The sequence below is a fragment of the uncultured Paracoccus sp. genome (genome assembly GCF_947487305.1).
In the GTDB taxonomy this organism is placed as follows: Bacteria; Pseudomonadota; Alphaproteobacteria; order Rhodobacterales; family Rhodobacteraceae; genus Paracoccus.
In genome coordinates, this window is the sequence record NZ_CANKWH010000001.1 from 1 (window position 1) to 20,777 (window position 20,777).

The 20,777-nt window shown below is 66.4% G+C and carries 20 protein-coding genes; 9 read left to right on the forward strand and 11 right to left on the reverse strand.

Features of this window, described 5'->3' with window-relative positions:
- Positions 1 to 107: 107 nt before the first annotated feature.
- On the reverse strand, positions 108 to 1,169 hold the full coding sequence (locus Q1A36_RS00005) for an ornithine cyclodeaminase (RefSeq protein WP_299837911.1): 1,062 nt from the start codon (positions 1,167 to 1,169) through the stop codon (positions 108 to 110).
- A 132-nt stretch (positions 1,170 to 1,301) separates the two neighbouring features.
- Between Q1A36_RS00005 and Q1A36_RS00010 the strand changes: the two genes are divergently transcribed.
- Both Q1A36_RS00010 and Q1A36_RS00015 read left to right on the forward strand, forming a co-directional pair.
- Positions 1,302 to 1,745, forward strand: coding sequence for an Lrp/AsnC family transcriptional regulator (locus Q1A36_RS00010; RefSeq protein ID WP_299837914.1), 444 nt, complete (start codon positions 1,302 to 1,304; stop codon positions 1,743 to 1,745).
- Between the two features lie 110 nt (positions 1,746 to 1,855).
- Positions 1,856 to 2,272 (forward strand): VOC family protein, encoded by a 417-nt coding sequence (locus Q1A36_RS00015; protein WP_101754120.1) that lies wholly within the window; start codon positions 1,856 to 1,858, stop codon positions 2,270 to 2,272.
- A 3-nt stretch (positions 2,273 to 2,275) separates the two neighbouring features.
- On the opposite strand, the gene aroA is transcribed toward Q1A36_RS00015, so the two are convergent.
- On the reverse strand, positions 2,276 to 3,607 hold the full coding sequence (gene aroA / locus Q1A36_RS00020) for a 3-phosphoshikimate 1-carboxyvinyltransferase (protein WP_299837922.1): 1,332 nt from the start codon (positions 3,605 to 3,607) through the stop codon (positions 2,276 to 2,278).
- A 112-nt stretch (positions 3,608 to 3,719) separates the two neighbouring features.
- Here aroA and Q1A36_RS00025 point away from each other — a divergent pair, with 112 nt between their 5' ends.
- Complete coding sequence (locus Q1A36_RS00025) at positions 3,720 to 4,400, forward strand: DNA alkylation repair protein (RefSeq protein WP_299837925.1); 681 nt, start codon at positions 3,720 to 3,722, stop codon at positions 4,398 to 4,400.
- On the opposite strand, the gene Q1A36_RS00030 is transcribed toward Q1A36_RS00025, so the two are convergent.
- The gene (locus Q1A36_RS00030) at positions 4,397 to 4,927 is read right to left on the reverse strand and encodes a hypothetical protein (RefSeq protein ID WP_299837927.1); all 531 of its coding nucleotides are present in this window, start codon (positions 4,925 to 4,927) and stop codon (positions 4,397 to 4,399) included. The genes Q1A36_RS00025 and Q1A36_RS00030 overlap by 4 nt on opposite strands.
- A gap of 121 nt (positions 4,928 to 5,048) precedes the next feature.
- Between Q1A36_RS00030 and moaA the strand changes: the two genes are divergently transcribed.
- A complete protein-coding gene (moaA, locus tag Q1A36_RS00035; protein ID WP_299837931.1) occupies positions 5,049 to 6,053 on the forward strand; it encodes a GTP 3',8-cyclase MoaA in 1,005 nt (334 codons plus the stop codon).
- 153 nt (positions 6,054 to 6,206) lie between these two features.
- Here moaA and betA read toward each other — a convergent pair whose 3' ends face one another.
- Genes betA through betI form a run of 4 tightly spaced genes read right to left on the reverse strand, consistent with a single transcriptional unit; the run spans position 6,207 to position 10,471 of the window.
- On the reverse strand, positions 6,207 to 7,823 hold the full coding sequence (betA, locus tag Q1A36_RS00040) for a choline dehydrogenase (protein WP_299837933.1): 1,617 nt from the start codon (positions 7,821 to 7,823) through the stop codon (positions 6,207 to 6,209).
- Positions 7,823 to 8,476, reverse strand: a complete 654-nt coding sequence (locus Q1A36_RS00045; protein ID WP_299837936.1) for a glutathione S-transferase family protein — start codon at positions 8,474 to 8,476, stop codon at positions 7,823 to 7,825. Before Q1A36_RS00045 ends, betA begins: the two co-directional genes overlap by 1 nt.
- Positions 8,463 to 9,902, reverse strand: a complete 1,440-nt coding sequence (gene betB, locus Q1A36_RS00050) for a betaine-aldehyde dehydrogenase (protein ID WP_299839289.1) — start codon at positions 9,900 to 9,902, stop codon at positions 8,463 to 8,465. Before betB ends, Q1A36_RS00045 begins: the two co-directional genes overlap by 14 nt.
- Before the next feature lie 2 nt (positions 9,903 to 9,904).
- Complete coding sequence (gene betI, locus Q1A36_RS00055) at positions 9,905 to 10,471, reverse strand: transcriptional regulator BetI (RefSeq protein ID WP_299837939.1); 567 nt, start codon at positions 10,469 to 10,471, stop codon at positions 9,905 to 9,907.
- A 93-nt stretch (positions 10,472 to 10,564) separates the two neighbouring features.
- Here betI and choX point away from each other — a divergent pair, with 93 nt between their 5' ends.
- From choX to Q1A36_RS00080, 5 genes are all read left to right on the forward strand, one after another.
- Positions 10,565 to 11,506 carry a choline ABC transporter substrate-binding protein gene (choX, locus tag Q1A36_RS00060; protein ID WP_299837942.1) on the forward strand — a complete coding sequence of 314 codons (942 nt, stop codon included), beginning with the start codon at positions 10,565 to 10,567 and terminating at the stop codon, positions 11,504 to 11,506.
- Positions 11,503 to 12,405 (forward strand): alpha/beta hydrolase, encoded by a 903-nt coding sequence (locus Q1A36_RS00065; protein WP_299837945.1) that lies wholly within the window; start codon positions 11,503 to 11,505, stop codon positions 12,403 to 12,405. The genes choX and Q1A36_RS00065 overlap by 4 nt, the downstream gene beginning before the upstream one ends.
- A 42-nt stretch (positions 12,406 to 12,447) precedes the next feature.
- Positions 12,448 to 13,293, forward strand: coding sequence for a choline ABC transporter permease subunit (gene choW / locus Q1A36_RS00070; RefSeq protein WP_299837948.1), 846 nt, complete (start codon positions 12,448 to 12,450; stop codon positions 13,291 to 13,293).
- Complete coding sequence (gene choV, locus Q1A36_RS00075; RefSeq protein ID WP_299837951.1) at positions 13,293 to 14,324, forward strand: choline ABC transporter ATP-binding protein; 1,032 nt, start codon at positions 13,293 to 13,295, stop codon at positions 14,322 to 14,324. Before choW ends, choV begins: the two co-directional genes overlap by 1 nt.
- Before the next feature lie 183 nt (positions 14,325 to 14,507).
- A complete protein-coding gene (locus tag Q1A36_RS00080) occupies positions 14,508 to 15,668 on the forward strand; it encodes an NAD-dependent epimerase/dehydratase family protein (RefSeq protein WP_299837954.1) in 1,161 nt (386 codons plus the stop codon).
- Positions 15,669 to 15,864: 196 nt separating this feature from the next.
- On the opposite strand, the gene Q1A36_RS00085 is transcribed toward Q1A36_RS00080, so the two are convergent.
- The 4 genes from Q1A36_RS00085 to Q1A36_RS00100 all read right to left on the reverse strand — a co-directional run bounded on the left by Q1A36_RS00085 (position 15,865) and on the right by Q1A36_RS00100 (position 20,651).
- On the reverse strand, positions 15,865 to 16,686 hold the full coding sequence (locus tag Q1A36_RS00085; protein WP_299837957.1) for an MBL fold metallo-hydrolase: 822 nt from the start codon (positions 16,684 to 16,686) through the stop codon (positions 15,865 to 15,867).
- A 92-nt stretch (positions 16,687 to 16,778) separates the two neighbouring features.
- Complete coding sequence (locus Q1A36_RS00090; RefSeq protein ID WP_299837960.1) at positions 16,779 to 18,704, reverse strand: malonate decarboxylase subunit alpha; 1,926 nt, start codon at positions 18,702 to 18,704, stop codon at positions 16,779 to 16,781.
- Between the two features lie 28 nt (positions 18,705 to 18,732).
- Entirely contained in the window at positions 18,733 to 20,106 is a 1,374-nt protein-coding gene (locus tag Q1A36_RS00095) for a GntP family permease (protein ID WP_299837963.1), read from the reverse strand.
- Between the two features lie 161 nt (positions 20,107 to 20,267).
- Positions 20,268 to 20,651, reverse strand: coding sequence for a DUF2147 domain-containing protein (locus tag Q1A36_RS00100; RefSeq protein ID WP_299837966.1), 384 nt, complete (start codon positions 20,649 to 20,651; stop codon positions 20,268 to 20,270).
- Positions 20,652 to 20,777 lie beyond the last annotated feature (126 nt).

Here is a 20,777-nt window from a genome sequence, read left to right on the forward strand (position 1 = left end):
GGGTTGAGTTCCGCGACGGCGTCCGCCACATTCAAGCTGCCGCCTGATCAAGCGTCACCAACTTTCGAGCATATCTCACCGGCGAATTCGACTGACCCGAAGGCGGCCTAAGCCGCCTTGTCCTCGGCCCGGGTCAGCATCCCGAAGAGGTCGCGCGGATCATCGGGGTCGGCCAAGAGGTCCAGCTCCTGGTAAAGCCCGGTCCCCTGCAACTGATCGCGGATATATCGCAGGGCCGAAAAATCCTCGGTGGCAAAGCCCACGCCGTCGAAAAGTGTGATCTGGCGTGCATCGCGGCGGCCTTGGGCGGTGCCGCTGACGACCTGCCAGAATTCGGTCACAGGGAAATCCTCGGGCATCTGCTGGATCTCGCCCTCGATCCGGGTCTGCGGCGGATATTCGACGAACACATCCGAACGGGTCAGAATACCCGGATGCAGTTCCGTCTTGCCCGGGCAGTCGCCGCCGATGGCGTTGATATGGACGCCTGCCCCGACCATGTTGTCGCTGAGGATCGTGGCATATTGCTTGTCGGCGGTGCAGGTGGTGATGATCTGCGCGCCCAGGATGGCCTCTTCCGCGGTCTTGCAGGCGGTCAGTTCAAAGCCCCGACCGGCCAGGTTGCGCATCGCCTTGGCGGTGGCGCGCGGGTCGATGTCGTAAAGCCGCAGCTTGGTCACGCCGCAGATCGCCTGCATCGCCAGCGCCTGGAACTCGGATTGCGCGCCATTGCCGATCAGCGCCATGGTATCGGCCCCTTCGGGCGCCAGGTATTTGGCCACCAGCGCCGAGGTCGCGGCCGTGCGCAAGGCGGTCAGCAGCGTCATCTCGGTCAGAAGCACCGGGTAGCCGGTCGCCACATCGGCCAGTAGGCCGAAGGCAGTGACGGTCTGCAGCCCCTCGCGGGTGTTCTTGGGATGGCCGTTCACGTATTTGAAGCCATAGGTCTCGCCATCCGAGGTGGGCATCAGTTCGATCACGCCTTCCTTGGAATGGGCGGCGACGCGGGGGGTCTTGTCGAACAGCTCCCACCGGCGGAAATCATCCTCGATATAGCCGGCCAGACCGGAGAGCATCTCGGCCACGCCGATCCGGTTCACCAGCCGCATCATGTTCTCGACGCTGACGAAGGGCACGAAGGCCAGTTCAGAGGGTTTGGGGGCGGTCATCTTGGGTCTCTTTCTCGGGTTACGCCTATCATCCACCACGCAGATTGCAGGCGACATATCGAACCTGATGGATTTTCGCGGGTTTGCTGTGCATATTGCGGGCGTTGTCTGTACAAATTGCAGGAAACCCGCATGCACCGCAGCGCTGCCAAGCCGATTTTCGACGATCTCGACCGCCAGTTGATCGCGCTGTTACGCAAGGACGGCCGCGCCCCGGTGGCCAAGCTGGCCGAGATCATGGATGTCTCGCGCGGGACGGTGCAGACCCGGCTGGACCGCCTGTTATCCTCGGGCGCGCTTCTCGGGTTCACCGCCCGCGTGCGCGAGGATTACGACGACAATGCCGTGCGCGCGGTGATGATGATCGAGGTGGCGGGCCGCAACACCAGCCATGTCATCAACCGTCTGCGCGGCCTGCCCGAGCTGCACACGCTGCACACCACCAGCGGCAAATGGGATCTGGTGGCCGAGATCGTGGTCGAGAACCTGACCGAATTCGACCGCATCCTGCGCGAGGTGCGGCTGGTCGACGGGGTGATGAACAGCGAGACCAGCATCCTGCTGTCGAGTATCTGAGAGAAAATTCTTCTCTTTTGCGTCGATATCCCCGGGAATCGCCGCCCCTCATTGCGATTTATCAACCGAACCGCCACCTCTCCTGCTGCGTTTCCTCGGTGGAGGTCACCATGCGTTACCATCAGGGCCGGTTGATCGACCATGTTCATCTGCGGGTCAGCGATTTCGACAGGTCGGTTGAATTTTACACAGCGATTTTCGAAGCACTGGGCGTGGCGGACCATGCCCATGTCGGGCGCGACTGGATGGAGCTCGACGAGCTTTACATCGATGTCGCCGGCTCGCGGCAGATCGTCTCGCAGGTCCATATCGCCCTGCAGGCCGCAGACCGCGCGGCAGTGGATCGCTTCCACGCCGCAGGTCTGGCAAACGGCGGGCGCGACAATGGCCCGCCGGGGCTGCGCGACTATCACCCCGATTACTACGCCGCGTACCTGCTGGACCCCGACGGCAACAATATCGAGGCCAAGGTGGATGGCCGGGTGCGCCGACGCTCGGCCGGCTCGGTCGATGTCGAGACCGACTGATCCTCAGCCCAGATCGGCGCCGAGGCCCTGCATCAGCGGGATGAAATCGGGGAACGAGGTCATGATCGGGCTGCCGTCATCGACGCTGACCGGCTGATCGGTGGCGAGGCCCAGAACAAGGAAGGACATGGCGATGCGGTGATCCAGATGCGTGACCGCGCTGGCGCCGCCCGGCACGCGCGGCGCGCCATGGACGGTCATGCTGTCCGGGGTTTCCTCGACGGTGACGCCATTGGCTTCAAGACCCCGCGCCATCGCATCGATCCGGTCGCTTTCCTTGACCCGCAACTCCGCCACCCCGTTCATCACCGACTTGCCTTCGGCAAAACTGGCGATGACCGAGAGGATCGGGAATTCGTCGATCATGCTGGCGGCGCGATCGGCGGGCACCTCGACGCCCTTCAGCGGGCCGTGGCGCACCAGCAGATCGGCCACCGGCTCGCCGCCTTCCTCGCGCGGGTTCTCGAAGGTGATGTCCGCGCCCATCTCGAGCAGCGTGACGTAAAGCCCGTCCCGCGTCGGATTGCGGCTGACGCCCGGCACGCGGATTTCAGACCCCGGCACAATCAGCGCCGCCGCCACCGGGAAGGCCGCGCTGGAGGGGTCGCGCGGCACCGCGACAGGCTGACCCTTGAGTTCCGGCCGCCCGGTCAGGGTGATGACATGGCCTTCCTCGGTCTTCTCGGTACGGATGGTCGCGCCAAAGCCGGCCAGCATCCGCTCGGAATGGTCGCGGGTCGGCTCCGCCTCGATCACCACGGTCTCGCCCGGGGCGTTCAGCCCGGCCAGAAGCACCGCAGACTTGATCTGGGCCGATGCGACCGGGGTCTTGTAGCGGACCGGCAGCGGATCGAGCGCGCCGGTGATGGTCACGGGCAACCGCCCGCCCTCGCGCGCGGTGATCTGGCTGCCGAACAGCGCCAGCGGATCGGTGACGCGGCCCATCGGGCGCTTGGACAGGCTGACATCGCCGGTGAACGTGGCGGTGATCGGCGTGGTCGCCATCGCCCCCATGATCAGCCGGACGCCGGTTCCCGAGTTGCCGCAATCGATCACCCCCTCGGGCTCGGCAAAGCCGCCGACGCCGACGCCGTGGACGACCCACTCGCCCTCGCCCACGCGCTGAACGTCAGCACCGAAAGCGCGCATGGCCTTGGCGGTGTCCAGCACGTCCTCGCCTTCCAAGAGGCCGGTGATCCGGGTCTCGCCCACCGACAGCGCGCCAAGGATCAGCGCGCGGTGGCTGATCGACTTGTCGCCCGGCACCTGTGCTTCGCCGGTCAGCGGGCCCGAGCGGCGGGCGGTCATCGGGCGGGGGTCGGTTCCGTGGGACATGGGGATTCCTCGTGATTGCGCGGCTCTTTTACCGCTAGCACCCGGCACCCGCCACCACCTTCTTGCGGCGGGGTGACGCAGTTCCTAGAACCGGGCGAAGAAGGAGATCCCGATGGACGAGTTGAACGCGCTGACCGCGCTGGCCGATCCGCAGAAGGCCGCCGAGATGGCCGCCTATCACAAGGCCGAGCGCCCCTATCTCGGCGTGCCGGTGCCAGCGGTCGAGGTGCTGGTGGCCGAATGGCGGGCGGCGCGCGACCTGGCGGGCCGCGTGGCGCTGGCCGATGCGCTGTGGAAAAGCAATGTCCACGAGGCGCGGGTGGCGGCGGCAAAACTGCTGACGCAGGCGCGGCTGCCCGATGACGGCGCGGTCTGGGAACTGCTCGCCAGTTGGGTGCCCGATTTCGATGGCTGGGCGCTGGCCGATCACGCCATGTCGGCGGCCTCGCGCCGGCTGGTCGCCCATCCCGAACGGCTGGATCAGGTCGAGGGCTGGACCCGCTCGGACCACATCTGGACCCGTCGGGCGGCGCTGGTCGGCACCCTGCCCTGGGCGAAGATGAACAACCCCAAGCCCGATGACCTGACCCGGCGCGAGCGGGTGCTGGGCTGGGCGGGGGGGATGGTGGATGACCGCGAGTGGTTCATCCAGAAGGCCATCGCCTGGTGGCTGCGGGACCTGTCGAAACGCGACGCGCCGCGCGTGCGGGCGTTTCTGGACGAACACGGGGCGCAGATGAAACCCTTCGCCCGGCGCGAGGCCGGGCGGCTGGTTCCGGGCGAGGCGTCCTAGGACTTGAACACCTCGAGCGTCGGCAGGTCGGTCAGCGACACGCCTAGCAATTGCAGCGCGGGCAGCGAGACCTGAGAGCCGGCGCTGGCCGGGCCATCCAGCGGGATCAGATCGACCTTGGCGGATTTGCCATTGGCCGGGTTGACGATCCGCCCGACGCCGCGCGACTTGACCAGCGGGGTCTTGATCCAGAAGCCGGGCTCGGTCGCATCGCCAAGCGAGGCCACGGTGCTGCCCAGCTTGGTTTCCGCTTCGGCTGACGGCGCGGCGGCGGCGGCGCGCTGTTCGGTGGTGGTGGTGTTCAGCGAGGCGGCACTGGCCCGCGCGGCCGGGCGCGGGGCGGGCGCGCGGGTGATGGCGGCGGCGGCCTCGATCTTGGCGGCGGTGGCGGCATCGACCGGGGCGTCGGTCTTTGCCGTGGTGGTCGCGGTGCCGACCGGGCGGGATGCGGTGGTGCTTTGCAGACCGGTGCAACCGGCCAGCGCGATCGCCGGCGTCAGCAGCAGCAGGGTGCGGAACGGGGTCATCTGTAACCTCCTCCAGAGTGTTTTGCCGGCAGCCTAGATGTGCCGCGGCAAAGCGTCCACTGGCGGCTGCGTCATCGGCGGAACCTTGTGCCAAGCCTGCCACGCGACTACATGTCAGCTTATGGACATGATGCCGCTGATCGATCCCTTTGCCCGCCCGATCACCTATCTTCGGGTGTCGGTCACCGATCGCTGCGATTTCCGCTGCACCTATTGCATGACCGAGCACATGCAGTTCCTGCCGAAAAAGGAACTGCTGACGCTGGAAGAGCTGGACCGGCTCTGTTCGGCCTTCATCGGCTTGGGTGTCCGCAAGCTGCGCATCACCGGCGGAGAACCGCTGGTCCGGCGCGGCATCATGGATTTCTTCCGCCAAGCCTCGCGCCACCTGGGCGAGGGTCTGGACGAGCTGACCCTGACCACCAACGGCAGCCAGCTGGCGCGTTTCGCGGGTGAGCTGGTCGATTGCGGCGTGCGGCGGATCAATGTCTCGCTGGATACGCTCGACCCCGACAAGTTCGCCGCCATCACCCGCTGGGGCCGGCTGGCGCAGGTTCTGGACGGCATCGAGGCGGCCAAGCGCGCCGGGATGCGGGTCAAGATCAATGCCGTGGCGCTGAAGGGTTTCAACGAACCGGAACTGTTCGATCTGGTCGCATGGTGCGCCGAGAACGACCACGACCTGACCTTCATCGAGGTCATGCCGATGGGCGAGATGGGCGAGGAACAGCGGCTGGACCAATATTGGCCGCTGTCGGACCTGCGGACCCGGCTGGCCGAACGCTTTACCCTGATCGATCTGGCCGAGCGGACCGGCGGGCCGGCCCGCTATGTCCGGCTGCAGGAGAGCGGGCAGAAGATCGGCTTCATCACGCCGCTGACGCATAATTTCTGCGAAAGCTGCAACCGGGTGCGAGTGACCTGCACCGGCGAGCTTTACATGTGCCTCGGACAGGAAGACCGCGCCGACCTGCGCGCGCCCCTGCGCGCCAGCAACGATGACGCGGCGCTGGTTGCGGCGATCCGCGAGGCGATCACTCGCAAGCCCAAGGGCCATGATTTCGACTATTCCCGCCAGACCGTCGCCGGCCAGGTCAGCCGCCACATGAGCCATACCGGCGGCTGAAGCCACGCAGAAGAAAGGTCACCCCACGAGAGCCCCCGAGGGGGAACCGGGGGCCGTGGGGTGCCTCGCTTCGAAGGGTGCGGGGAGTGCGCCCCCGCCCCTGCCACCGTCTTCGCACAGCCGGATTAAGATCAGGTAAAGCCGCGCGCGCCCTCAGAGGTTCGACGGTGCCAGCATCCCCTGCCCCAGGATGTGATCGGCCGCCTTCTCGCCGGTCATGATCGAGGGCGCATTCAGGTTGCCATTGGTGATCCGCGGGAAGATCGAGCTGTCGGCCACCCTGAGCCCCTTGACGCCGATCACCCGCAACTCGGGATCGACCACCGCATCCGGATCATCTGACGAACCCACCCGCGCGGTGCCGCAGGGGTGATAGGCCGATTCGGCGTGCTCGCGGATGAAGGCGTCGATCTGGGCATCGGTCGTGACCGCCGCGCCCGGCTGGATCTCGTCGCCGCGATAGTCGTCAAAGGCCGATTGACCGAAGATCTCGCGGGTCAGGCGGACGCAGGCGCGGAACTCGGTCCAGTCATCGGGATGGGACATGTAGTTGAAGCGGATCTCGGGCGCGGTCTCGGGATCGCCCGAGACCAGCCGCACCGTGCCGCGCGATTTCGACCGCATCGGCCCGACATGGGCCTGAAACCCATGCCCCTCGGCCGCCGCCTTGCCGTCATAGCGCACGGCCAGGGGCAGGAAATGGTACTGGATATCGGGATAATCCACCTGGTCCGACGAGCGGATGAAGCCGCAGCTTTCGAACTGGTTCGAGGCGCCAAGACCGGTTCGCCGCAACAGCCATTCGGCACCGACCCGGCCCTTGCCGAAAAAGTTGTAATAGGAGAACAGCGTGACCGGCTTGGTGGCGCGGTATTGCATGTAGATCTCGAGATGGTCCTGCAGGTTCGCGCCGACCCCCGGCCGGTCGGCGCGCAGCGCGATGCCGTGATCCTTCAGATGCGCGGCCGGGCCGATGCCCGAAAGCATCAGCAGTTTCGGGGTGTTGATCGAACTGGCCGACAGGATCACCTCGGCCCGCGCGCGGATCACCTCGGTCCGGCGACGGCGGGTCAGCTCGACGCCCACAGCCCGATCCCCCTCGAACACCACGCGCCGGGCGAAGCCGGTGATCACCTGCAGCCGCCCCGAGCGCATCGCCGGGCGCAGATAGGCATTGGCGGCTGACCAGCGGCGACCGTTCCAGATGGTCGCCTCCATCGGCCCGAACCCCTCCTGCTCGGCGCCGTTATAGTCGGGGGTCAGCGGGTAGCCGGCCTGTTCCCCCGCCGAGATGAATGCATCGAACAGCGGGTTCTTGCGCGGGCCGCGCGTCACATGCAGCGGGCCGTCGGTGCCGCGATAGTCCGAGGGACCGTTGCCGCCGTGCCATGTCTCCATGCGTTTGAAATAGGGCAGCACGTGGGCATAGTCCCAGCCCTCCGCCCCGCTGTCGGCCCAATGGTCGAAATCGGCGCGGTTGCCGCGCACGAAGACCATGCCGTTGATCGAGGAGGACCCGCCCAGCACCTTGCCGCGCGGCGTCGCCAGTCGGCGATTGCCGAGATGCGGCTCGGGCTCGGACGAGAAACCCCAGTCATAGCGCGCCATGTTCATCGGATAGCTGAGCGCGCCCGGCATCTGGATGAAGGGGCCGTAATCGGTGCCGCCGAACTCGATCAGCGCGACCGAACGCCCGGCCTGAACCAGCCGATAGGCCAGCGCACAACCGGCCGAACCGGCGCCGACGATGACATAATCCGCCTCTGCCATCATGCCCTCAACGCGTCATAGGAGACCATCACATGCTGGCGATAGGCCGGGCGGTCCTGCAACCGTGCATACCAGCCCTCGACCACCGGGCGCGGTCGGCGCGGCAGGTCCAGCGTGAACCAGCGATAGAGATAGTGGCCGGCGATGATGTCGGCGAGGGTGAAGTCCGGCCCGGTCAGCCAGTCGTGCTGGTTGAGCTGCGCCTCGATCATGTCGAGCGACTGTTCCCACCGGGCGATATTGGTGTCCAGTTGCTTGGCGTCCCGCTCGGCCTCGGGGGTGCGGACGGAAAGCCAGAAGACCGGGTAGGTGAAATGGTTGGCGCCCTCGTGCTTGGCCCATTCGGCCCACATGTCCACCCGCGCCCGCGCCACCGGATCGGCCGGCCAGAAGGCCCCGCCATCGCCATAGCGGCTGGCGAGATAGCGCAGGATGGCGCAGCTTTCCCACAGCACCAGATCGCCGTCCTTCAGCGTCGGCACCCGGCCATGCGGGTTCATCGCCCGGTAGTCGGCCGTGTCCAGCTTGCCGAAGCGATGGCCCGCATCGATGCGGTTGACCGGCAGGCCCAGCTCGGCCGCGCCCCACATGACCGCCTGAACATTGGAACTGTCGGCGCGGCCCCAGACGGTGATCGGCTCAGTAGGGCGCATCGACGCCCCCCATGCCGACATAGACCGATTTCACCTGCGAGTAATGCTCGATGGCGGCGGCGGAATTCTCGCGTCCCAGACCCGAGAGCTTCACCCCGCCAAAGGGCGCCTCGACCGGGGTGAGGTTATAGGCGTTGATCCAGCAGGTCCCGGCCTCGAGCCGCGCCGCGACGCGATGGCCACGGGAAAGATCGCGGGTAAAGACCCCGGCGGCAAGACCATAGGGCGTGGCATTGGCGCGGGCGATCACCTCGTCCTCGTCGCTGAAACTCAGCGCGGTCAGCACCGGGCCAAAGATTTCCTCGCGGGCAATCGCCATCTCATCGGTGGCGTCGGCAAACACCGTCGGCGGAACAAAGGCTCCCTCGCCCGGGCCGCCCGCCACCAGCCGCGCGCCCTCGGCCTGACCGGCGGCAATCGCCTCGCGGATCTTGGCGGCCTGCGCGGCATTGATGATCGGGCCGAACTGCGTTTGCGGGTCGCGCGGGTCGCCGATGCGGACGGTGGCGATACGTTCGGCCAGACAGTCCAGGAACCGCTCGCGGATGCCCTCCTGTACGAAGACCCGCGTGCCGTTCGAGCAGACCTGGCCCGAGGAATAGAAGTTCGCCATGATCGCGGCGCCGACAGCGGCCTCGAGATCGGCATCGTCGAAGACGATCAGCGGCGACTTGCCGCCCAGTTCCAGCGTCACGTGGCGCAGTCCCTCGGCGGCGGCGGCATAGACGCGCTGGCCGGTGGCGACCGAGCCGGTCAGCGAGACCTTGGCCACCCGCGCATCCGTGGTCAGCGCCGCGCCCACCGCGCCGCGCCCCTGCACCACGTTGAAAAGCCCGGCGGGCAGCCCGGCCTCGGTGAAGATCTCGGCAAGTTTCAGCGCGCCGAGCGGGGTTTCCTCGGAAGGTTTGAAGACCATGGCATTGCCCATGACCAGCGCCGGGGCCGATTTCCAGCAGGCGATCTGGCTGGGATAGTTCCACGCCCCGATCCCGGCGCAGAGGCCAAGCGGCTCGCGGATGGTATAGACCCAGTCGCGGCCAAGCGGAATCATCTGGCCGGTCAGCGTCGCCGCCAACCCGCCGAAATACTCCAGCGCCGCCGCCCCGGATTCCCAATCCGCCACCAGCGTTTCCTGCAGCGGCTTGCCGGTGTCCAGCGTCTCGAGCATCGACAGTTCTTCGTTGCGTTCCCGGATGATCGCCGCCGCGCGTTGCAGCACCCGGCCACGCTCCACCGGGGCCAGCGCCGCCCATGCGGGCTGGGCGCGGCTGGCGGCGGCGCAAGCCTCGGCCACCTGCGCAACGCTCGCCTCGTGCAACAGCGCGATCTGGCTGCCGTCATAGGGGAACAGCACCGGCAGGGCGGCGCCCTGCCCCTCGACAAAGGCGCCGTCGATGTAGAGGCTGGCCCTGGGCTGGGTCTCAATGGTCATTTCAGGATCTCGTTCAGATAATCATCGATCATGCGGATCGCCGCCGCGCCATCGGCAGGGCCACGGCCAAGGGCGGCGCGCAGGTAAACCCCGTCGATCAGCGCCGCCAGCGTGTCGGCCACGCGCTCGGGCCGGTCGGTCAGCGGTCGCAAGGCCACCAGAAGGTTCGAGCGCAGCCGGCGGTGATAGACCGTCAGCAGCCGCGCGGCCTGATCGTTCACCCGCGACAGCGCATAGAAGTTCAGCCAGGCGCTGATCACCTCCTGGTGAAAGTTCGGCTCGTCGAAGCTGGCGGCGATGATCGCGTCCAGCCGCTTGCGCGGCGCCACCGCCGGCAACCGCTCGCGCACCGAATCGCGGTATCCGTTCAGCACATGGCGCATCGCGGCAAGGAACATCTGGTCCTTCGAGCCGAAATAATGATGCGCCAGCGCCGAGGACATGCCGGCCTCGCGGGCGATCTGGGCCACCGTCACATCAAGACTGCCCGCGCGGCCCACGGCCGCAATTGCCGCGTTGATCAGCGCGGCTTTTCGGATAGGCTCGGCCCCGAGCTTGGGCATGGGATCACACCCCTCGCTTAAGAAAAAAGTTGCGTCTTTAGCGCGTATCAGGTTTTTAATTGACTGGTCAATCAACAAAACAGGGAGATAAACATGACACTCACCCGCATCATCGCCGCCGCACTGGCCGCCACCGCACTGGCCGGCCCGGCGCTGTCGCAGGAAGCCGAGGACTGCAAATCCATCGTCTTCTCGGATGTCGGCTGGACCGACATCACCGCCACCACGGCGGTGGCGACGACGATCCTGCAGGCGCTCGGCTATGATACCGAGATCAAGGTCCTGTCGGTGCCGGTGACTTACACGGCGCTGTCGACGGATGATGTGGACGTGTTCCTTGGCAACTGGATGCCGACGATGGAGGCCGACATCGCCCCCTACCGCGATGCGGGCACGGTCGACACGGTGCGCACCAACCTGACGGGCGCGAAATACACGCTGGCCACCAACAAGGCCGGCAAGGACCTGGGCATCGACAGTTTCGAGAAGATCGCCGAGCACAAGGATGCGCTGGACGGCAAGATCTATGGCATCGAGCCGGGCAATGACGGCAACCGCCTGCTGCTCGACATGGTGGCCGGGGACAAGTTCGGTCTGGGCACCTTCGAGGTGGTCGAGTCGAGCGAACAGGGGATGCTGGCGCAGGTCACACGCGCCGATCAGGCCAGCCAGCCGATCGTCTTTCTGGGCTGGGAACCCCATCCGATGAACGCCGCGCATGAACTGACCTATCTGGAAGGCGGCGACGAGGTCTTCGGCCCCAACCTCGGCGGTGCCGAGGTGGCGACGAATACCCGCGCCGGCTATGTCGCGGCATGCCCCAATGTCGGGAAATTCCTGCAGAACCTGGAATTCACCCTGGCGCTGGAGAACGAGGTGATGGGCAAGATCCTGAATGACGGTGCCGACCCGGCCGATGCCGCCAAGGACTGGCTGACCGCCAATCCCGATGCCGCCACCCCTTGGCTCGACGGCGTGACCACCTTCGACGGCGGCGATGCCAAGGCGGCGCTGACCGAGGCGCTGGCCGGATGATCCGGCGCGCGGCATGGCTTGCGGTGGCGCTGGCTGTGCCGCTGCCGGCAACTGCATGGGCCGAGGTGCCGGATCAGGCGGGCTGGAACGCAGCCCGCCAATCCGTCGATCTGGGCGATGGGCTTGTCGCCGGCTATGTGGAGCTTGGCGCCGATCCGGCCGCGGCGATCGGCACGCCCATCGTGCTGATCCACGGCTATACCGACAACAGCCGCAGCTGGTCGCTGATGGCGCCGGCGCTGGCCGAGGCCCTGCCCGGCCGGCGCATCCTCGCGCTGGACCTGCGCGGGCATGGCGCATCTTCCGCGCCCGACTGCTGCTATGCGCCGGACAGTCTGGCTCATGACGTAGGTCGCACGCTGGACGGCCTGGGGATCGAACCCGCCGACCTGATCGGTCATTCGCTCGGCTCGATCACCTCGGCCTATCTGGCGGCGACCGAGCCCGAGCGGGTGAACCGGCTGGTGCTGATCTCGACCACCGTGAAAATGCCCGCCGAGCCGACCCAATGGCTGTGGGAGAACGTCCCCGCCCTGCCCGCCACCATCGATCCCGACAGCCAGTTCATGCGGGACTGGTTTTCGAACCCCAACCCGGTCCCGGACGCGTTTCTCGATATCGAGCGGGCCGAGGGTGCCGCCGTGCCGAAGCAAGTCTGGATGGGCGTGCTGCAGGGGCTGACCATGCTGGACTGGAGCCTGCTTGCCCCGCGCATCACCGCCCCGGTGACGGTGATGTGGGGCGATCAGGACCCGCTTTTCGGGCCTGAAAGTCAGGACTGGGTCAAGGCGGCCCTGCCCAAGGCTGACCATCGCACCTATGCCGGGGCCGGGCATAATATCTTCTGGGAACAGCCGCAGCAGGTTGCCAGTGATCTGGCCGCACACCTGACAGACTGACGGCACAACACCGAACGGGACAGAGATGAAAAGGCGCGCTGAATGGAGCAACTGACCAATCTGGTGACCGATCACAAGATCCCGGTCGGCAAGGGGGCAAAGGCGGTTTTCGACTGGCTGAACGCCCATGCCGCTTGGCTGTTTCAGGCCATCTCGGACGGGCTGAACGCGCTCATCGCCGGCATCCTCTGGCTGTTGGAAACGCCGCATCCCTTCGTGCTGATCGGGGTCTTCGTAGCGCTGACCTGGTTCCTGCAGAAGAACTGGAAGACCTGCCTCTTGGTGTTGCTGGGCCTCCTCTTCATCCTCAACCAGGATTACTGGGAAGAGACCATGCAGTCGCTGACGCTGGTCCTGTCTGCCTGCGTGGTCTGCATGGCGGTGGGGGTGCCCATTGGCATCGCGGTCGCGCATCGACCAAGGCTCTATGCCTGGGTGCGGCCGGTCCTTGACCTGATGCAGACGCTGCCCACCTTCGTCTACCTGATCCCCGCGATCGTCTTCTTCGGCATCGGCATGGTGCCGGGACTGATCGCCACGGTGATCTTTGTCCTGCCCGCGCCGATCCGGCTGACCCATCTGGGCATCTCCTCCACCCCGATGTCGCTGATCGAGGCCGCCACCGCCTTTGGCGCCACACCGCGGCAACTCTTGTGGAAGGTGGAACTGCCAAGCGCCCTGCCGCAGATCATGGCGGGGCTGAACCAGACCATCATGCTGTCGCTGTCGATGGTCGTCATTGCCGCGCTGGTCGGCGCATCGGGGCTGGGCGTGCCGGTGGTCCGGGCGCTGAACAGCGTGAACACGGCGCTTGGCTTCGAATCCGGTTTCATCATCGTGATCGTGGCGATCATGCTGGACCGGATGCTGCGGATGGAGGATCGGTGATGACCGGGATGGGCGAGAATGCCGTCGAATTCGACCGGGTCTGCATCGTCTTCGGCGACAGGCCCGAAAGCGCCCTGCCGCTGATGGATCAGGGGCTGGAGCGCGGGCCGATCAAGGCCGAGACCGGGCAGGTGCTGGGCGTGCATGATTGCAGCCTCGAGGTCAAGCAGGGCGAGATCCTGGTGCTGATGGGCCTCTCGGGCTCGGGCAAGTCCACGCTGCTCCGCGCGGTCAATGCGCTGAACGATGTCTGCCGGGGCGAGGTGCGGGTGCGCACCGACCAGGGCATGACCTCGGTCACTGGCGCGGGCAAGCGGGCGCTGCGCGACATCCGCCTGCGTCAGGTGGCGATGGTCTTCCAGCAATTCGGCCTTTTGCCCTGGCGCACCGTGCGCGAGAATGTCGGGCTGGGGCTGGAACTGGCCGGTCTCTCGCCCGCCGAGCGCGCCGAGAAGGTGGACCGGCAACTGGCCACCGTCGGACTGACCGATTGGGCCGATCGCAAGGTGGGCGATCTTTCGGGCGGGATGCAGCAGCGCGTGGGTCTGGCTCGCGCCTTCGCCACCGAGGCGCCGATCCTGTTGATGGACGAGCCGTTCTCGGCGCTGGACCCGCTGATCCGCACCCGGCTGCAGGATGAATTGCTGGAGTTGCAGGCCAAGACCCGGCGCACCATCGTCTTCGTCAGCCATGACCTCGATGAGGCCTTCAAGCTGGGCAATCGCATCGCCCTGATGGAGGGCGGGCGCATCGTCCAGATCGGCACCGCGCGCGAGATCATCGCCAACCCTGTCAATGGCTATGTCGCCGATTTCGTCGCCCATATGAACCCGCTTGGCGTGTTGACCGCCGAGGACATGGTCGAACCGGGCGAAGCCGAGGGGGACCCGCTGCCCCGCGACCTGCCGGTGCGCGAGGTGATGGGGCGGCTGGCCGAACACGCCTCGCTGCCGGTCGAGGGCGGCGGTCGCGTCACCCGCGACGGGGTGCTGGCCCGGCTGATCGCGCCGCGTGGTTCGGACCGGCTCTAGCCGGGAAAGATGACAGATTTGCGATATTTTGCGCAGCGGGCCACCGGCCCGGCTGCCGAGGTTGCGGTGCCCGGACCGCGGCGATAAGCATTCCCCAGCACCACAGCCGGAGCCTTGCGCATTGCCCTTTGCCTTGCCCCATCGGTCCCCGAGACCCGCCCGGTTGAACAAGGAACCCCATTCATGAAGATTGTTATCCTCGGCGGCGACGGCTTTTGCGGCTGGCCCTCGGCCCTGCATCTCTCGGCCCGCGGCCATGACGTGGTGATCGTCGACAACCTCTCGCGCCGCAAGATCGATGTCGAGCTTGAGGTCAGCTCGCTGACCCCGATCCGCCCCCTGGGCGAGCGCATCCGGGCGTGGAAGGAACTCACCGGTCGCGAGATCCGGTTCGAGAATTTTACCGTGGGCGAGCATTACCACCGCCTGCTGACGCTCTTGCGCGAGGAAAAGCCCGATGCGGTGATCCATTTCGCCGAACAGCGCGCCGCGCCCTATTCGATGAAATCGAGCTGGCACAAGCGTTACACCGTCAACAACAACCTGAACGCCACCAATGACGTGCTGGCCGCCATCGTCGAGTCCGGGCAGGACATCCACCTGGTCCACCTGGGCACGATGGGGGTCTATGGCTACGGCACGGCGGGGATGAAAATTCCCGAGGGTTATCTGGATGTTATGGTGGAAACCGAGAACGGACCTCACCGGCAGGAGATCCTCTATCCGGCGAATCCCGGCTCGATCTACCACATGACCAAGACGCAGGATCAGCTGTTCTTCTTCTATTATAACAAGAATGACGGGGTGCGGATCACCGACCTGCATCAGGGCATCGTCTGGGGCACCCAGACCGAAGAGACCCGGCTGGATGAACGGCTGATCAACCGTTTCGACTATGACGGCGATTACGGCACGGTGCTGAACCGTTTCCTGATGCAGGCGGCGGTGAACTATCCGCTGACCGTCCATGGCACGGGCGGCCAGACCCGCGCCTTCATCCACATTCAGGACACCTGCCGCTGCATCGAGCTGGCGCTGATGAACCCGCCGCAGAAGGGCGAGCGGGTGAATATCCTGAACCAGATGACCGAGACCCACCGGGTCCGCGATCTGGCGCAGATGATCGCCGATCAGACCGGGGCCGAGGTAGCCTTCCTGAAGAACCCGCGGAACGAGGCCGACGAGAACGATCTACACGTCGCCAATGACCGTTTCCTCGGACTGGGGCTGGAGCCGATCAAGCTTCAGGACGGGCTTCTGGCCGAGGTGCAGGAGATCGCCCGGAAATATGCCGAGCGCGCGGACCGGGAGAAGATCCCCTGCGTGTCGCAGTGGCGCAGCTGACAGCGGACCACAGGGCCAGCGCCGGCCCGTGGGTAGGCGCTGCAGGGGCCGGAACGATGTGCTTTATGGTGCCAAGCCCCTCTTCTGCCTGAACGCAGGACCAGCGGCACCAAAGCGCCTGCCCGGGGGACGGGCCGGCGCTGGCCCGGCGGGCTTCGCCCTTGCTCCCGGGCCGGGATTGCGGGCGAACCGTGCCTCACTCCACCAGCCCCTGCGGCTCCAGCACCAGGATCGTCGGCTGCGGCGGCAGGGTGCCAAGCGAAACCGTCACCTCGCTGATCCCCGGCCGCTCGACCCGGAACTCGCCCGACATGCCGGCCAGAAACGCCTCGAGCCGGCCATCGTTGAACCAGTGCATCGGGATGACCAGCGAACTGTGCAGCCGCTCGACCACGCGCATCATAACCGATTGCGCCATGGTCATGCTGCCATCGACCGGCACCATCAGCACATCCACCCGGCCAAGCGCGGCATATTGGGCGTCGCTCGGCTCCTGATGCAGATGGCCCAGATGGGCGACGCAGAGATTGGCCAGCTCGAAGACGAAGATGGAATTGCCGTTCTCCTCGACCGCGCCAAAGCTGCGGATATCGGTGGTGACATTGCGGATCAGCACGTCTCCCAACTCGGCATGATGATCCGCACCGATGCCGAACTGGTCTGACCAGCCGCGGAACACATGCTCGATTCCGTCGAGATTTTCCGACCAATGGCTTGAATGTGCACGATTCATCGTCACTGCATCGGGGCGGAAATCAGTCGGACCCAGATAACCGTTATAGTCGGTAACGATGTCCACGCCGCCCTCGCTCTGGATCAGGAACATCGAATGGCCGACATAGCTGATGCGCAGGCTGCGTTCGGGCACCGGGTCGGTCCAGCTTGCCTGGTGCAGATAGTCGATCCCCGGCGCGGCCTCGGCGATGGCGATGCAATGGCTGTAGCGCCGATCCTGCGCGGCGGCGGGCAGGGCCAGAAGGCAGGCGAGGAAGGCGATGACGGCGGATGTCTGGGGCATGGGCGTCACTCCGGCTTTCGGGGATGATAGCCCGAAATCTGCGCCCTGCCCCTCAACCAGAGGTCGCGTTGCGGCTCACTTCCGCGTGAGGCTCAGCCCTCGCGCAAGGCTGCCCGCGCCGCCGCCTCGCTTTCATAGATGGTGGTGCGCCGCCGCGCCTCCAGCGTCTCGCCCAAGCGGCGACGCAGGAAGGCCGAGCCGGAATAGCGCGTCACCCGCCCGTAAAGCCGGTCCTCGAGATCGCCGACCATCGCCGCCCAGTCATGCTGGATGCGCTCGTCGATGCGGGTGAAGTCGTAGTTCACCACCGCATCGACCCGGTGGCCGAGGCCCGCCACCGCCTGTTCCACAGCCTGCTTCACCGCCGCCACGTCGCCCGCGTCGCGGATCGCCATGCGGGCGAGGTTGATGAACAGGATCTGCCGGTCGGGGTCCAGGTGGATGCGGCGCGTGAGCGGGATCTCCAGCATCTCCTCGCGCAGGCCCATTGGCGCGTCGGTGAAGATGCGCGGGTCCATCGGCAGGGGTTCCCCCACGATCGGGGCGAAACCCATTTGCGACAGGATATCCCGTCCGGCATCGACGCCCGGCGCGATCTCGGTCAGGTGCACCCCGTCGGGGCGCAACTCGAAGACGCAGCGCTCGGTCACGAACATCACCGGCTGGCGCAGGCGGCCCGCCCGCGCGCCCGAGAAGGTGATCTGCTCGACCGCCTCGATGAATTTCCGCGACCGGCCCTCGGTGTCAATCTCCAGTCGGCCATCGCCGATCCGCGCGGCCAGCCCGCCCGCCCTGAAGGTGCCGGCAAAGACCACGCGGCGGGCGTTCTGGCTGATGTTGATGAAGCCGCCCGCACCCGCGAGCTTCGGCCCGAAGCGGCTGACATTCACGTTGCCCTGCCCATCGACCTCGGCCATGCCAAGGCAGGTCATGTCCAGCCCGCCGCCATCGTAGAAGTCGAATTGCTGGTTCTGGGCGATGATCGCCTCGGTATTGATCGCCGCGCCGAAATCCAGACCCGAGGCCGGCTGGCCGCCGATCACCCCCGGCTCGGCGGTCAGGGTGACATGGGACAGAAGCCCCTCTTCCGCCGCCACCGCCGAGACGCCTTCGGGCATGCCGATGCCCAGATTGACCACCCCGCCGATGGGCAGCTCGAAGGCGCAGCGCCGGGCGATGACCTTGCGCAGGTCCAGCGCCATCGGTGCCGCCCCACCCTCGGGCGCGCGGTAGCGGCCGGTGAAATAACGGTTATACTGGCTGGCATAGGTCTGCGGGTGCAGTTCCGCCGGGGCCTGCACCACGGCATCGACCAGCGCGCCGGGGATGACCACCTCGCGCGCGGGCAGGCTGCCGCCCGAGACGATCTGGTCGACCTGCACGATCACCACCCCGCCCGAGTTCCGCGCCGCCATCGCCTGCGCGAGATTGTCGAGGATCAGCGCCTCGCGCTCCATTGTGATATTGCCGCGCTCGTCGGCGGTCGAGCCGCGCAGCAGCGCCACATGGATCGGCAGGGCGTGATAGAACAGCCGCTCGACCCCGCCAATCTGGATCAGTTCGACCAGATCATCCCGAGCCGCCGCGCTGACCCGACCGCCACCGAGACGCGGATCGACAAAGGTCTCCAGCCCGACATGGCTGATGGTGCCGGGCTTGCCTGCCGCGATGTCGCGGAACAAATGGCTGATGACGCCCTGCGGAAAGTTCCAGCCCTCGATCTCGCCCCGGACGGCCATGGCGCCGAGCTTGGGGATCAGCCCCCAATGCCCGCCGATCACCCGTTTGACCAGCCCGGGCGCGGCCAGCCGGTCCAGCCCGCGCCCCTTGCCATCACCCTGCCCGGCGGCAAAGAGCAGGGTCAGGTCGCGCGGCTCACCGTCTTCTGCGAAACGGTCGCCAAGCGCCTTCAGCAGCCCATCCGGCACGCCCGCGCCCACGAAGCCCGAGGTGGTGACGGTATCGCCGGAATGAACCAGCGCCGCGGCATCGCGGGCGGAAACGACCTTGTTCGACATGGGCAGCCCTTTCGCTTGCCCGCCGGAACTAGACCGAGCCGAGCAGAATCACGCAGATGGTCGCAAGGACCGGAATCGCCACGGCGACGACGAAGATATCAGCATAGCTTTGCCTGTGCGTCAGCCCGCAAATCCCCAGCAGCGTGATGACCGCCCCGTTATGGGGCAGCGCGTCGAACCCACCTGACGACAGCGCCGTCACCCGGTGCATCAGTTCCATGCTGATCCCCTGCGCTTGCCCCATCTGGGCAAACTGCTCGCCAAGCGCATTCAGCGCGATGGACATGCCGCCCGAGGCCGAGCCGGTGATCCCCGCCAGCACGTTCACCGCCACCGCCAGCGAGGCGACCGGGTTGTCGGGGAAAAGCCCCAGCACCGCATCGCGGATGATGGCAAAGGCCGGCAGGCTGGCGATGACGGCGCCGTAACCCACTTCCGAGGCGGTGTTGAAGATCGGCAGCAGCGAGCCCATGGTGCCGGCGTTCACCGTCTCCTTCACCTCGGTGAAGCGCGACCAGTTCAGCGCCAGCGCCAGAAGGATCGCCGCCAGCAGCGCCACGATGATCGCCCAGATGCCGGCGACGGAAGCGATCGTGGTCGCGCCATATTCGGGCTGTGCCAGGTAGGCCGTTTCCATGTTCGGGATCACCAGATAGGTGAAACTCGCGTTCAACAGAATCACCAGCACCACCGGCGCGATGGCCAGCGCAAAGCCCGGCAGCGTCGCATCGTCGGACAGCGAACTGTCAGCCGCCATGCGCGGATGGGTGCCATAGCCCTCGGTCCCCGCCCAGGCCGCGCGGCGATTGAGCCACAGGATCCCCCCGGCGATCATGATCGCACCCGCCAGCGTGCCCAGAAGCGGCGCGGCAAAGGCATTGGTGCCGAAGAAGGGCATTGGAATGGCGTTCTGGATCGCCGGCGTGCCGGGCAGCGCGGTCATGGTGAAGGTGAAGGACCCCAGCGCGATGGTCGCGGGCAACAGGCGCTTTGGAATATCCGCGCGGCGGAACAGCGCATTGGCGATGGGATAGATGGCGAAGGCCACCACGAACAGCGACACCCCGCCATAGGTCAGCACGCCGCAGGCCAGCACCACGGCGGTGATCGCCTGACCGGCGCCGACCCGCTCGACGATCTTCTCGGCAATGACCCGGGCCGAGCCGCTGTCGGCCATCACCTTCCCGAAGATCGCGCCCAGAAGGAACAGCGGGAAATAGAGCACGACATAGCCGCCAAGCGCCTTCATGAAGACCTGCGTATAGGTCGCCAGCAGCGGTAGATCGCCCGCCATCAGTGTCGCCAACAGCGCCAGCAGCGGCGCGAGGATCAGCACGTTGATGCCGCGATAGGCCAGGTACATCAGCAGGCCAAGCGACAGGAAAATCCCGATGAGCCCCATGAAACACTCCCTCGTTACACCCCGCCCCGAACGGGCGGTCCTTAACGGTCATGTCTCGCAGATCGCCGACCCGTGCAAGGCGAGTCTGCCGCAATTCGCTCGCTCCGGAAAGCAAAACGGCCCCCGAAGCGGGGGCCGTCGGTCAGGATCGCTGGCCGCGATTACTGGATTTTCACCCAGGTCTGGCTCTTGCAGATCAGCCCGCCGGCGACGCAGCCCGCGAGGCTCATCTGGTTGCCGCTGACCGTGGCCTTGCCGTTATAGACCTTGTCATTCGCCGGGCGCCAAACCTGACCCTCGTAATTGCCGTCGCCCTTGGCGACCATGCTGCGCACGATCTGCTTGCCGACATTCGGCGAGGCATATTCGGCCTTGTCCTTGAAGGCGCGGGTGATGGTGCCGCAATAGGCATTGCCGCAAGGGGCGATGGTCACATGGGCAAAGGCGCCGTCATCGGGCTGGGTCTGCCAGACACCTTCGATCGGGTCGGCATGGGCGGCAACCGCGGCAAGGGCAAAGGCGGCGGCCAAAGCAAAGGTCTTCATCGGGCTATTTCCCCTCCTCAGGAAATGATCTGCCGCGGATCATGCGCGGGCACCCGCCACCGATCAAGCATGACGTGGGGTCCGGCCCTTCACCTTCCGGCGCGCCTGTGCCACACCCGCCGCGAA

What these genes read in the sequence shown, in the direction of transcription:
- betI (WP_299837939.1), bottom strand. Translation starts at nt 10,471, where the DNA reads ATGCCCAAGCTCGGGGCCGAGCCTATCCGAAAAGCCGCGCTGATCAAC.
- choW (WP_299837948.1), top strand. Translation starts at nt 12,448, where the DNA reads ATGGAGCAACTGACCAATCTGGTGACCGATCACAAGATCCCGGTCGGC.
- Q1A36_RS00100 (WP_299837966.1), bottom strand. Translation starts at nt 20,651, where the DNA reads ATGAAGACCTTTGCTTTGGCCGCCGCCTTTGCCCTTGCCGCGGTTGCC.
- Q1A36_RS00045 (WP_299837936.1), bottom strand. Translation starts at nt 8,476, where the DNA reads ATGCGCCCTACTGAGCCGATCACCGTCTGGGGCCGCGCCGACAGTTCC.
- Q1A36_RS00065 (WP_299837945.1), top strand. Translation starts at nt 11,503, where the DNA reads ATGATCCGGCGCGCGGCATGGCTTGCGGTGGCGCTGGCTGTGCCGCTG.
- aroA (WP_299837922.1), bottom strand. Translation starts at nt 3,607, where the DNA reads ATGTCCCACGGAACCGACCCCCGCCCGATGACCGCCCGCCGCTCGGGC.
- Q1A36_RS00005 (WP_299837911.1), bottom strand. Translation starts at nt 1,169, where the DNA reads ATGACCGCCCCCAAACCCTCTGAACTGGCCTTCGTGCCCTTCGTCAGC.
- Q1A36_RS00080 (WP_299837954.1), top strand. Translation starts at nt 14,508, where the DNA reads ATGAAGATTGTTATCCTCGGCGGCGACGGCTTTTGCGGCTGGCCCTCG.
- Q1A36_RS00010 (WP_299837914.1), top strand. Translation starts at nt 1,302, where the DNA reads ATGCACCGCAGCGCTGCCAAGCCGATTTTCGACGATCTCGACCGCCAG.
- Q1A36_RS00015 (WP_101754120.1), top strand. Translation starts at nt 1,856, where the DNA reads ATGCGTTACCATCAGGGCCGGTTGATCGACCATGTTCATCTGCGGGTC.
- choV (WP_299837951.1), top strand. Translation starts at nt 13,293, where the DNA reads ATGACCGGGATGGGCGAGAATGCCGTCGAATTCGACCGGGTCTGCATC.
- Q1A36_RS00090 (WP_299837960.1), bottom strand. Translation starts at nt 18,704, where the DNA reads ATGTCGAACAAGGTCGTTTCCGCCCGCGATGCCGCGGCGCTGGTTCAT.
- betA (WP_299837933.1), bottom strand. Translation starts at nt 7,823, where the DNA reads ATGGCAGAGGCGGATTATGTCATCGTCGGCGCCGGTTCGGCCGGTTGT.
- Q1A36_RS00030 (WP_299837927.1), bottom strand. Translation starts at nt 4,927, where the DNA reads ATGACCCCGTTCCGCACCCTGCTGCTGCTGACGCCGGCGATCGCGCTG.
- choX (WP_299837942.1), top strand. Translation starts at nt 10,565, where the DNA reads ATGACACTCACCCGCATCATCGCCGCCGCACTGGCCGCCACCGCACTG.
- Q1A36_RS00095 (WP_299837963.1), bottom strand. Translation starts at nt 20,106, where the DNA reads ATGGGGCTCATCGGGATTTTCCTGTCGCTTGGCCTGCTGATGTACCTG.
- Q1A36_RS00085 (WP_299837957.1), bottom strand. Translation starts at nt 16,686, where the DNA reads ATGCCCCAGACATCCGCCGTCATCGCCTTCCTCGCCTGCCTTCTGGCC.
- Q1A36_RS00025 (WP_299837925.1), top strand. Translation starts at nt 3,720, where the DNA reads ATGGACGAGTTGAACGCGCTGACCGCGCTGGCCGATCCGCAGAAGGCC.
- moaA (WP_299837931.1), top strand. Translation starts at nt 5,049, where the DNA reads ATGGACATGATGCCGCTGATCGATCCCTTTGCCCGCCCGATCACCTAT.